This window comes from Cycloclasticus sp. (genome assembly GCA_040743155.1).
Classification (GTDB): Bacteria; Pseudomonadota; Gammaproteobacteria; order Methylococcales; family Cycloclasticaceae; genus Cycloclasticus.
In genome coordinates this window covers 673314-686622 of sequence record JBFLJU010000001.1, presented here as the reverse complement: position 1 = coordinate 686622, position 13309 = coordinate 673314, and the positions used below count along the sequence as shown (strand labels likewise).

9 protein-coding genes are annotated in these 13309 nt (G+C 43.0%); 7 read left to right on the top strand and 2 right to left on the bottom strand.

Annotation, left to right across the window (positions count from 1 at the left end):
• The first annotated feature begins 1 nt into the window (after nt 1).
• The 7 genes from AB1Y31_03360 (at nt 2) to AB1Y31_03330 (ending at nt 10910) form a co-directional block, all read left to right on the top strand.
• Complete coding sequence (locus tag AB1Y31_03360; GenBank protein MEW4982202.1) at nt 2–475, top strand: FixH family protein; 474 nt, start codon at nt 2–4, stop codon at nt 473–475.
• 180 nt (nt 476–655) lie between these two features.
• Nucleotides 656–1567, top strand: a complete 912-nt coding sequence (locus AB1Y31_03355) for a GGDEF domain-containing protein (GenBank protein ID MEW4982201.1) — start codon at nt 656–658, stop codon at nt 1565–1567.
• 431 nt (nt 1568–1998) lie between these two features.
• Nucleotides 1999–5637: an EAL domain-containing protein gene (locus tag AB1Y31_03350; GenBank protein ID MEW4982200.1), complete on the top strand. Its 3639-nt coding sequence runs from the start codon at nt 1999–2001 to the stop codon at nt 5635–5637.
• 271 nt (nt 5638–5908) lie between these two features.
• On the top strand, nt 5909–6973 hold the full coding sequence (locus tag AB1Y31_03345; GenBank protein MEW4982199.1) for a GGDEF domain-containing protein: 1065 nt from the start codon (nt 5909–5911) through the stop codon (nt 6971–6973).
• Nucleotides 6974–7225: 252 nt separating this feature from the next.
• Complete coding sequence (locus AB1Y31_03340; protein ID MEW4982198.1) at nt 7226–8806, top strand: MFS transporter; 1581 nt, start codon at nt 7226–7228, stop codon at nt 8804–8806.
• Nucleotides 8807–8811: 5 nt separating this feature from the next.
• On the top strand, nt 8812–9738 hold the full coding sequence (locus AB1Y31_03335) for an AEC family transporter (protein ID MEW4982197.1): 927 nt from the start codon (nt 8812–8814) through the stop codon (nt 9736–9738).
• Complete coding sequence (locus AB1Y31_03330) at nt 9735–10910, top strand: MFS transporter (GenBank protein MEW4982196.1); 1176 nt, start codon at nt 9735–9737, stop codon at nt 10908–10910. Before AB1Y31_03335 ends, AB1Y31_03330 begins: the two co-directional genes overlap by 4 nt.
• Here AB1Y31_03330 and AB1Y31_03325 read toward each other — a convergent pair whose 3' ends face one another.
• Nucleotides 10911–12095, bottom strand: a complete 1185-nt coding sequence (locus AB1Y31_03325; protein MEW4982195.1) for an ABC transporter permease — start codon at nt 12093–12095, stop codon at nt 10911–10913.
• Nucleotides 12096–12100: 5 nt separating this feature from the next.
• A complete protein-coding gene (locus AB1Y31_03320; GenBank protein ID MEW4982194.1) occupies nt 12101–13306 on the bottom strand; it encodes an ABC transporter permease in 1206 nt (401 codons plus the stop codon).
• Nucleotides 13307–13309: the final 3 nt, after the last annotated feature.

The following is a 13309-nucleotide window of genomic DNA, read 5'->3' as shown; positions in this document are numbered from 1 at the left end:
TATGCATAATTTATCTGAAGACACCCTACCTTGGTATAAACAATTTTGGCCTTGGTTCTTGATACTACTTCCTTTAACCGTCGTTATTGCAAGCGTCATCACCTTCATCATCGCACAAAATAATAAACCGTCATTAGTATCGGGTAATTATTACAAGGAAGGCCTTGCTATAAACTCAAATAAGAAGCTAGAAGAAACCGCTAAAAAATTGGGGCTGACAGCCACTATTAGCACTAATAGCACGGCCATTACCCTTCAGCTTGCAAACTTAGAAAACCAGCCTGCTCAAATACTGGTTAAATTAAGACACGCAACCATTAGTCAACATGACCAGTCCCTTTCATTAGTCAAAATAGCGGACGGCATATACCAATCCCCTTTCATTTTACCCAAGCAAGGTAAGTGGTATATCAGCATAAATGACCCCACTCACACATGGGAAATTAAAAGCGTTTCTTATCTCAGCAACAAATAAAACCTTCTACCCTCTTGATCTATAGTTGTGCCAAAACAATCACGCCAATAAATCGTCAAATTAATGCCGAATTGAAATTTAAAACTAATTTTAATTCATAACTTGATGTTTTTAATAGATTAATATTTATTGGCATGCTTTTGGCTTTATGTTTACCGTATGCAAAATAACGGATTCAACATGGCAACCTCAACAGACCAGATCATTATGGAATTGAAAAGAACTAAAACTGGCATAACAAACGAAGCTTTCTCCTTAGAGCAGCCTGAGCAATCAATTAATTTAAGTCATCTTGTTGGCGCACTGCAAACAACCATCGACTTAGATCAATTGCTACCTATTTTTGGCAATGAATTATTGAAAACTGTTGACTATAGCGGGTTTGTTTTCGAGCACAGCGATCTCAACATACCCATTAAGAATGGTGTACGCACTAACCATAGCTGTGAATATAGCTTGGCGATTGAAAACATGCCGTTAGGAAAACTCACTTTTATGCGTCGTAAACGTTTCAATGAAGGTGAACTTGAGACCATTGAAAAATTTCTAAGTGTTCTACTGTATCCTTTAAAAAACACCCTTCTATACCGCCAAGCGATTCAGTCAGCACACACCGATCCGTTGACAGGTGTTTTAAATCGCTCAACCCTACAATCTGTTTTCCACAAAGAGGCGTCTCTAAGCAAACGTCAGAATTCTAACTTATCGTTAGTCATGCTAGACATTGATTTCTTTAAAGCCATTAATGATAAGTATGGCCATCTAGCCGGTGACGAAGCACTTAAAGAAGTCACTAAATGTATTAGTCAAACCGCACGTGAAAGCGACCATATCTTTAGATTTGGCGGCGAAGAGTTCGCCATATTGCTTAATGGAACTGACCTAAAAGGCGCCAAACTATTAGCCGAAAGACTCCGCAAAGCAATCCAATCAATCACCATCAACTATGAAGCTACCCAGTTTTGCCTAACCGTCAGTATGGGCGTCACCCTTTACCGTCAGAACGAACCATTAGAAAAAATGATGAAACGCGCCGACGAAGCACTCTACAAAGGAAAAGAAACAGGACGTAATAAGGTGGTTAGCGCTTAATTTTTAACAACCTTAAGGCATCATATACCCGTTAGCTTTTGACCTATCAGTTAGAAAGACCACAAAGAACGCGCTATAGGCAGCTGTTAAACGACACCTTAAATGCTGCTATCAAATTTCATTATCGACATCTCTTGCGCTACAAAACAGTAATATGTGCATTCAAAACTTCTATTCATTTCACTTTTAATGGTTACCGATAAACAGATACGAAATTTAATTTGCTGCCTTCTGACGGACAAGCTAATTAGCCCACACTCGGTCAAGTTATTGCTCACAAAAACTTGACCTAAATCAAGTTTGCAGCCTAGCGCACTTCCTAATAAAGATCAGCTATACTAAAATTTCCAATCGATCTAAAACCCCTCACACCCTTAGTGCTAATCAGCCATTTAAAATATAAGTTTTACGCCCTATTACTAACAATAGCCGTGGTAATAGTTGTCACCAGCTTGCAAATAGACCGAATTATCGTTGATCAGCACCTAGCCGACTCTCGCCAGCAGGTTGAGCGAGATTTAAATACCACCAAGAGTCATCTTGAGTTAAACCTCTATAACAACATCCAAATAACCAAAGGTTTGCTTGCCCTATTCATCGCTAACCCCTCTTTATCTCAACAAAAATTTGCTTTAGCTGCACGTGAAATAACTAATGAGCAGACCCAGTTAAAAAACATCAGCGTAGCACCTGACTTTGTTGTGCAATACACCCACCCACTAAAAGGCAACGAAAACCATATCGGTTTGGACCTTCATCCCACCTCCCTTCAATTAGACGCAGCTCTTAAAGCTAAAAAGCCACACCAATTAAAATTGGCAGGGCCCATTTCATTCGCCCATGGAAAAACAGACTTCACCTTAACGGCTCCAATTTTTTCTAGTGATATTAAGAGTAAAAAACGCTTTTGGGGGCTTGTCTCTTTAGTTATTGATAAGGCGCGCCTTTATCAGCAAAGCGGTCTGCTTGACGTTGATTCGCCCATAAAAATTGCTATTCGCCGCGACAGCCCCATAAGCGGCCAAAGATACGTTATCTTTGGCGACCCTGCTCTATTCAATCAAGAAAACATCACATCAAGCATCGTATTACCCGATGAAGAATGGCAAATAGTTGCTCAACCTACTACCGGCTGGCACGCACTACCTAAAGACATTTCATTCAAAAGGTTTACCCTTTTTGCGGTAGCGCTCACTCTATTTCTTTTAATATTCGCCTTTTTAAAAGCATCGACGAAAGTGTCTATTGCTACCTTAAAATTTAAAAATCTTATCGAAAGCTCTGCTGTTCCTTACTTGATAGCCAATAAGAAACAGCAAATCACCTTTGTTAATAAATCCCTGATTGCAATCTATGGTTACACACCTGAACAGACCCCAACGGTTGACGCTTGGCTTAAAAAATCTATTCCCAATATCGCTTATAGAGAACATATCACGTTATTGTGGACGCGCCATTTTAAACAAGCCCAAAAATCGAAAGTCACCCCTGATTCAGTAGAAATTAACTTTCGATGCAAAGACGGATCCACTCGCATTGCGCTAGCAAGTGTCGCAACAAGTGACAATATCAATAGCAGCGAATACCCTATTATTTTATATGACATCACTGAGCGAAAAGCGGCTGAAGACGCCCTTGCCAAAAGTGAAGAGCGTTGGCAATTTGCCTTAGAAGGAAATCGAGAAGGTGTTTGGGACTGGGACATTATAAAGGACGAAGTTTACCTCTCTCCTCAGTTCAACCATATGTTGGGCTATGAAGCAGGTGAACTTGGCAATGACCCTGAAGAGTGGAAAAAACGTATCCACCCTGATGATAAAGAAAAAGTCCACGTTGATTTAAGTAAGTGCCTCAATAAAGAGGCTCCTTACTTCACCAACGAGCACCGTGTACTGTGCAAAGACGGCGTTTATAGGTGGCGACTAGCTCGAGGTAAAGTTACTTCATGGTCTGATGAACTACGGCCTTTACGGATGATTGGCACCCATATGGATATTTCTGCTCAAAAGATAGCGGAACAAAAACTGCAACTCTCGGCCCGTGTCTTCAGCGAAGCCCACGAAGGCATTATGATTACAGATGCTAACTCTTTAATAGTCAATGTTAACCCCGCCTTTAGCAAAATAACCGGCTATCATCAAGAAGAGGTCATCGGTCAAAACCCTAGCATCTTAAGCTCTGGCAAGCAGAGCCGTGAATTTTATAATAACATGTGGAGAGTCATTCATGACTCTGGTCATTGGCAAGGCGAAGTTTGGAACCGTAAAAAAAATGGGGAGTTCTACGCTGAGATGCTGACTATTTCCACCTTGTTAGATAACAATGGTCAGATTATTAACTATGTCGGTGTGTTTACGGATATTACTGACAATAAAAAACAACAAGAAGAGCTGGCCCTAATGGCGCACTACGATGTACTAACAGGGCTACCTAACCGCGCCTTGTTCACAGATCGTTTCCACCAAGCCATTGCCCACAGTAAACGCAATAGATCTCAACTGGCTATTTGTTTCTTAGATTTAGATAATTTCAAACCGATTAATGACAACTACGGCCATGACGTCGGTGACCAGTTATTAATGGAAGTAGCTAAACGCATAGAGGCAAATATTAGGGAGGAAGACACCGTTTCTCGCTTTGGCGGTGACGAGTTCACCCTGCTATTGAATGATGTTGAATCATACGACCAATGTGAACTCACGTTAGGGCGGATACTTAATACACTAGCAACGCCTTTTTTAATTAAGACTCGCTTCCATAGCATCACTGCTTCAATCGGGGTCACTCTATACCCGGATGATGACGAAGATATTGATACATTAGTTCGCCATGCCGATAACGCCATGTATCTGGCTAAACAATCAGGCAAACACCGTTACCACTTCTTTGATAGCCGACATGATAAACAACTTGTACAAAAACACCTCCGCCTAACTGAGATTCAACAAGCACTCGCCAACAATGAGTTCAGCTTGTATTACCAGCCTAAAGTTGATATGGCTACTGGTGCAGTATTTGGTGCTGAAGCACTTATTCGTTGGCACCACCCAGAAGAAGGACTGATCCCACCACTCGATTTTCTACCGTTAATTGATGGCACTGATTTAGAAATTCAAATTGGCGAATGGGTTATCGCCCAAGCAATACAGCAGCTTGATAGCTGGGTTTCTCAAGGCATTAAGCTTCAAGTCAGCGTCAATATCGCGCCTCATCATTTGCAATCAGAGTTTTTCTTCAAAGCATTACAGAGCACTTTAGCCCGACACCCTGACATCGACCCCGAACAACTACAGCTAGAAATTTTAGAAAGCAGTGTGCTCAGCGATGTTAATATTATCGCCAGTATTATCAGAACTTGCCAAGAAGCTTTAGGCGTGACGGTAGCACTAGATGATTTTGGAACAGGATACTCATCACTCACTCACCTGCGCAGCTTAACGGCTAATACTATCAAAATAGACCAAAGTTTTGTTAGGTCCATGCTGGACGACCCGAGTGATTACACCATTATTGACGGTATCATTGGCTTAGCAAACAGCTTCGACCGTACAGTGATTGCTGAAGGTGTCGAAACAACTGAACACGGTTTAATGTTGCTTTCTATGGGCTGTCAGCAAGCTCAAGGCTATGGAATATCAAAACCGATGCCCGCAGACGAATTCCCCGATTGGCTTTCCAGCTATACGCCTAATCGTCAGTGGCTAGCTCACCAAAATGTTACAACCACCCTTAAGGAAAGCAAACTAATACAATTAAAGATAACAACTGATCAGTGGAAAAAATGCTTTATCTCAGCCATTAATTCCGAGCCAGAAGAAAACAAGCAGTGGCCAATATCAGATGGCATTCACTGCCATTGTCAAATATGGATAAATTCAGCTTTGAAGGAAAAATTATTCAAAAAAGAAGATATTTTGAGACTGAGTGAATTTCATAATGAATTTCATATGACTTCACAAGTTTTACAAGCCCAATACCAAGAAGGTCATATTATTGAAGCGCGTGAAGCTCTTGATAAATTCCACGCCTCTTTTAATAACATGTTTAATGCCATTAAAGCCTGTGGCTGATGATTGGCCGATTCATCAAATTGTTTAAGGTAATCACTCACTCGAAATGAGGTGATTAAATGAGCCTACATTATTTTAATCCTGCACGACCGATGCATAGCCTTGTGCCGACGCTAACGACTCGATATTTGCGTTAATTTTTACCCCTTATAAGATAACCCAGCGCCCCATAACAATACCTGTTACGATAAATCACATCGCCATATAATGGTCACGAAACAATAACGTAAAGTGAACGCAAGGGATTAACCGTTGCCTTTAAGTAGCCGAGTTGACATTGGATACAGCTAATAATAAAGCAATAACTTTAAATTCTCTTATCGACCTCACTTCTGCTCGTGATTGCCGATCACTTGAGCTCGCATTAATTCCGGCACTGCATGATTTTCTCAGCAATTATTCCCCCCGTATTGCGTTGCTGCGCGTCCCTCGGCACACAGATTGCGACTATTTGGAAGTCATTCATACTTCTCCCGCTTTAAAAATCCCTGAACGTTTCACTATCATTCCCAACAAATATGGAGATATACGGATAGAAAAAAACGGCGCTTTTCAGCAATGCATTCATGATGCTGGCATTACCAAGCATCGTGAAGAAAATACCAGCGGCGTTCTTATCCCTATCTTTACCAATAAGCTAGTATCGAGCATTTTAGATATTGACGACGATGGCTTAACGGCCGACACACTCGAATCTATCCGTAGCTTTATCGATGTTTATAGTAATTTCATGGCAATTGCCAATGACAATGAGCACGACACCCTAACCGGCTTACGCAACCGCAAAACATTCGACTACCACCTTACCGAATTACTCTCGGCAAATTCATCTGAGAAAAGCGCTATTACACGGCTCGAACACGAAAGACGAGAGCCACATAACAAAGAACGGCATTGGATTGGAATTCTTGATATCGACTTTTTTAAGTCTGTAAACGATAACTTTGGCCACGTTTATGGTGACGAGGTATTGTTGTTATTTTCAGAAATTATGATCAAAACACTCAGGAATAACGACATGCTGTTCCGCTATGGCGGAGAGGAATTCGTTGTTGTTCTTGCACCAACAAAAGCAGACGATGCTCTCGCTGTTCTCGAACGCTTCCGACTAGCCGTGGATGCCTATCACTTTCCAAAAGTAGGCAACGTAACTGTCAGTATCGGTTACGCTGCCATGCAGTTCAACGAGAACCCAACAACAACGCTGGAACTGTCAGATGAGGCACTCTATTATGCCAAAAAAAATGGCCGCAACCGAGTATGCCATTACCATGATTTAGTCAATCAAGGTCACCTCAAGGAGAAAACCATTAACGACGATATTGAGCTTTTTTAGCTCCCCATTATCGAAAGCCATGCCATCAACGTATTGATATTATTGATACAGCGATTTATTAATATCACCTTTTTCAAAGGAAGACATTTGAACAGCATATTCAAATCAAAAACTTCCGAAAAAGCGACTATGGGTCATCAAAAATCCTGCTAAAAACTCTAATAACATTAACTACAAATATAACTCCAATCACAAGCTAGAAAGCTAGTCCTGCTATAATCCGCGCTTTCGCAACTTCCTTAAATCTGCCCATTGAACTCTCATTCGTTAACGACTCCATTTAAGTCACCTGTTTTTAAGATGATGTGGATTGCCATGACCATTTCAAACATTGGCACATGGATGACGGAAATCGGTACGACTTGGCTCATGGCCTCCATGCAAACGTCCGATCTTTATATCGCATTGATTCAAACAGCGATCACTTTACCTTTCTTGTTTTTGGCATATCCTTCTGGAACATTAGCTGATTTAATTGATCGTCGACGTATGTTATTGGTTATTCATATCGCATTGTTTATTGCCGCCAGCGCCCTAGCGATCAGTACTTTTTATGGTGTTGTCACCCCGTTGAGCTTACTACTATTTACCTTTTCATTAGGCATTGGGAACGCGATGATGAGGCCAGCTTGGGCGGCGAGTGTGCCCGATTTTGCCCCTAGAAAAGTATTACCAAGTTCGATTACCCTTAACACGCTAAGCACCAATATTACGCGGGCAATTGGCCCGGCAATTGGCGGTTTTGTTATCTTTTATTCTGGAGCAACCGCTGTATTCGCCATTAATGCCATTTCATTCACTGCGTTAATTTATGCCTTAGCCGTTTGGAAACCAGAAACGTTAGACAAACCATCTGCCTTACCAGTCGAGCGATTTATGGGTGCATTTAGAGCAGGCTTACGCTACGCAAAAAATGTACGCTCATTACGTATTGTGTTATTCAGAAGCGCTCTATTTTTCTTTTTTGCTAGTGTCTCCTGGGCCTTGCTACCCATTATAGTTATTCGTGAAATGAATATGGGCGCACAAAGCTTTGGCGTGTCGATGGCTGTCGTTGGCTTAGGCACTATTTTAGGTGCTTTCTTATTACCTAAATGCCATCGTTTATTATCACGAAATCAGATTATTTCATTATCCACGGTTCTTTTATCCCTCCCGTTGCTTCTATTGGCATACAGTCCAAATCTATATACATTGGGCTTAACCTTGATCGTACTGGGCACCGCTTGGATTTTTAGTTTTTCATCATTTATGCTCACGGCACAAATGCTAGCTCCAAACTGGGTCCGCGCCCGCGCTATTTCTATCGTGATGGTAACATTTGGTGGCAGTATGGGCTTCGGCAGTCTACTGTGGGGGAGCTTGTCAGATCACTATGGCACGGGGGCTTCAATATCCATCGCCTCTGTTGGTTTATTATTGACATTGTGCTTTAGCCGACGCTTTGCTATCGCTGATGACAATTTAGATCAGTCAGCCACTATACAATGGCCTTTACCTATTGCTATAGATGCCGTCCCAGACGACAAAGGCCCCGTTATGGTGACCATTCAATATCATATTCATCAAGACAAAACAGATGATTTTCTCAACTTGATGAATCAATTACAGGTCATTCGAAAAAGAAACGGTGCCTACTTCTGGCAAATATTTCACGACGCCAACGACCATCATTTATTCTCCGAAGTTTATATGTCAGAGTCGTGGCTGGAGACATTACGCCAGCGTGACCGAATGACTTATCACGAAATGGCTATTCGCGACCAAGTAATGACCATGCACATTGGAGATAGCGCACCCACTATTTCTATTCAAATCGCCGGCAAAGCTTAAGTAATATGAGTGCTTTAATTCCTATGGTTTTAATCCTTGCCACCGGTGTACTTTGGCACAAAGTTGAGCCCGGTGGCGTTAGCACACAGCAACTGCGTAGCACCTTAAGCGCGCTAGTCGTTAACTTATTGGCACCTACACTAATCTTATACATCGTTCTGACGACGCCTCTTAAAGAAGAACTGTATCAAGTTCCCTTTACCGGCATTATTACCATCAGTATCTGCATGGGCATCAGTTTCATGCTATTTTCCTTACTCCTTCGCACTGGCTACATTAATCGTGCACAAGCGGGTGCGTTGGTTTTAGCCGCTAGTTTCGGTAATGGAATGGGTATTGCACTGCCCTCTATTGAAGCGTTATTTGGCCCCAACATGTCGAGCATTCCGCTGATTTATGACCTACTCGCCACCGTGCCTTTTGTTTGGGTTATTGCCGTATTAGTCGCCGCCCATTTTGGAACCCGCATAGCAGACGGACACCTCGGTCGCGAGTTATTATTGATGCCGCCTGTCTGGGCCATAGTCATCGCCCTTTTAATGCGTTATTTTCAATGGACTCCACACCAAAGCATTATCGAAGCCCTAAGAATGATGGGCTTAGCAACTGTCCCTATGCTGCTGCTAATGGTGGGCGTAAATTTCAAAATAAGTAGCTTGAAATATGTGTTGTTAACGATCCCTGCCATGCTGATCAAACTCATTATCAGCCCCGCAATTGCATTTGCTAGTGGCGTTCCTATTGGCTTAGAAAGTGAAGTGTTAATCATCACCAGTATTACCGCTGCGGCGCCACCGGTCATCGTTGGCATCGCCTTGGCAGACCGCTTTAAACTCGACTCTGCTCTTTTTTGTACCGCCTTAACCCTAGGGACGGTTGCTTACATTTTCCTAGCTCCTGCCCTCTCAACGTATTTAGCATTATTCACATGAACACCGTCAATAAAACACTTTGGGGTGGCATTTGGTTAAGCTTTATCACCGGCATTGCGGCCGCTATTACGGTTACCAAAGCCAGCCCCGCCTTACTCGATATACAAAAAGAGCTGCCACTTAGCGTTATTCAAATTGGCTGGATTATGTCATCCGCCGCTTTGGCCACCGTTTTTCTAGGCATCTTCGTCGGTTCTTTATCACGCAAGCATGGCCCAAAAATGCTTTTACAACTCGCATTAGGCCTGATTATTATCACTGCTGGCTTTAGCCTATTTATCAACTCGGCTAACGAGCTCATCATGAGCCGTGTGATTGAAGGGGTCGCTGTCATCTTAGTCTCTGTTGCCGCACCCACCCTTATTGCGCATTTATCTAAACCTTCTGACATGGGTTTAACGATGGGCGTTTGGGCGTTGTGGATGCCCGTGGGAAGCGTGCTAGCCTTTCTTCTTTCTCCATTCATTTTAGAACAATATGGCTGGCGTTGGCTTTGGGCCTCATCGGCCTTTATTGCTTTCCCTTTATTACTTTTATCAATAAAACTGCACGACCCCACGCGCCTCGTTACCGCAACGGCTAATGAGGGTCTATCTCGATCGGTTATTTACCGAGCCGTTATCATGGGTACAATTTTTACCTGCTTCACAGCTTGTTTTTTCAGCATGGTCACCTATTTACCAACCTACCTCATTGATACTTATCAACTTAGTTCAAGTAGAGCCCTGCTCATTACGACTCTTTTACCTGCCTTTATTATTCCTGGTAATTTACTAAGCGGCTTTCTTATTCATCGTGGAATTTCTTGTTTCCGGATAATGAGCTACCCAGCTGCTGTGCTTGCCTTTATCATTGCCATCTTGCTACACGCCCATTACTCCGTTGAACTCGGTTTATTGCTGTTGGCTTTAGTCGGCTTTTTCCTCGGCATGATACCAACCGCCATTTTTGCACTAAGTCCCCGCTTGGCAGATAAACCGATTGATACAGGGCGCATTATTGGGATCGTGATTACCGGTCAAGGGCCTGGCATTTTACTGGCACCACCTCTAGCGGGCTTCCTCATTGGTGAACAACACCAATGGCAAAACTTATACCCACTTTACCTGCTGTTGACCGTCGGTATTATCGTGTTAACTCAACGTTTAAAGGCACTTCAAGCCAATAGTTAATTACTCTTCATGCAATGCTTTAATGGGGTCTAAATTTGCCGCTTGTAGCGCAGGCACAACGCCTGCTATTAAACCAATGACTGCTGATATAAAAAGCGCCAATCCTAAGAAGAATAAATTAAACGTAAGCGGTAGGCTCGGCAAAAAAAGCTGGAATAGCCCTGTCAACGCTAGCAGCAATAATAACCCGAGCAAGCCACCTAAGAGTGCCAATACGATGGCCTCCCCCAAGAACAGGCGAAGGATAGTATTTTTCCCGGCTCCAATAGCACGCAGCAAACCCACTTCAGCCGTGCGTTCTCTAACAGTCGTTGTCATAATCGCCAAAATTCCAACAGAACCAACGAGTAACGAAATGGCACCCAACGCACCAACAGATAGTTTCAAAATCGACAATATTTTCCCCATTGATTCCAACATATCATTTTGAGACGTTAGCGTGACATCTTCACGACCATGGCGTTCAAACATCAGTTTTTTAACCCGTTTCTCAATTGTTTTTAAAGGTGTGTTCGCAGAAAAAACCACATCAATTTCCATCAACGATTCTCGGTTAAACAACTGTAAGCCATTCTGCGCCGAAATATAGACGGTATCATCCATATCAATACCCAACATTTGGCCCTTTTTTTCAATGCTACCAATCACCCTAAATCGTTGACCACCTACTCTGATATGTTGACCTAGTGGGTTGACTTCACCAAACAACTCTTTCCTCATGGTGTAGCCCAAGACAGCCGTAGAATGAGCATTCTCCAGACTGCCGGAGAAGAAACGTCCCTGCGCAATGCCAAACCCCCAAGCCTCGCTCATATCGGGCCCTACGCCCAAAATAACCCCACTACGCTGACGATTATAAAACTCCACAGCGCCTGAGCCTTGCACAACGGGCACGACCTTTTCCACCCCCGTTATTTGCTTGAGTGCTTGAGCGTCTCGTAATGTTAATGGCCGCACTGTTGAGAGCAGACCGCCAGCACCGTGGGTTTCCTTTAACCCCGGGTGTATTGCAATAATGCGTGCACCAAATTGTGAAAAGCTATCTAGCACATATTGTTGAACGCCTTCTCCTATCGCCGTTAGCAGGGTGACCGATGCAATACCAATTGCAATACCAATGGCCGTTAGCAAGCTTCTAAATCGATGGCTAAACACGGAAGCGAATATCCAGCGCCCACTATCCACTAAGTTCAAGGTATCTCCTTTTGTTGCTTACCTTGTAAGGCTTCAACGGGCGATAACATTGAGGCTCTTTGAGCCGGCAACCAAGAGAATAAAAGGGCAAAAACTACCGCCAACAAAACCGACCCAGCTTGCGCCCACCACGGTGAATGAAAATGAACCTCCTCAAAATAGCTATTCGCTAAAAAAATAACCAAATAGCTTAAAAGCAACCCCGATACAGACGCCACTATTGCTATTAGACCGGCTTCGCACAAAAACAGTACCCGCACCGTTGAAGACGTGGCGCCTAGCGCTTTCAACAAGCCAATCTCTTTAATACGCTGAGAAACGGTAATCATCATCATATTCATAACTAAAATACCGGCCACCAACATGCTAATTGAGGCGATGCCAGCGACGGCTATAGTTAATGTATCTAATATTTTTTGCACCGAAGACAGCATCGCATCTTGAGAAATTACCGTCACATCTTCCTCCCCTTCATGGCGTTCTTTCAGCAATTTAATAATTTTCTGTTTAACGTTTTCCAACTCTTGGTATACCCGTACTTCGGTAAATAATCGAAACAATCCATCCACGTTAAACAAGGCTTGGGCATTAGCAACTGGAATAATAATCACATCACCCATATCGAAACCAAAACTGGTACCACCCTGTCTTAACACCCCTATCACTCGAAAACGGGTATCACCCAACCGTATCCATTTACCCAAGGCTGGCTGATGCTTAAAGAGTTCTTTCCGTAATCGTTGACCGATAACGCATACAGCGTCGCCCTTACTAAAGTCTAATTCAGGTAATAGCTGGCCTTGAGCAACCTCTAGCTGGCGAATACTAAAAAAATCTCGGCTACTGCCAATCGTTAGCACCTCCCGTATTTTTCCCGCGTAGGAAGCCTCAAGATTGCCTATTACTAATGGTGCAACAGCCTTCACGCCCGATAAGCGAAAAACCGCTTTTGCATCTCTTAATGTTAACGGCCTCGGTGATTCACCGGTAATAGGCGGCATGCCACCGGTGGTTTCTTTTTTTCCTGGTAAGGTGATGAGCGTATTGCGCCCCAACAGATTAAACTCCGTTAGTACGAACGTTTTTGCACCTTCACCAAGCGCTGTCAATAGATTAACCGCCACCACACCAATGGCAATAGCAACCCATAAAACTATCGTACGAAAGCGGTGCCGGCTTAAAACATCCATGATAAAACCCATGAT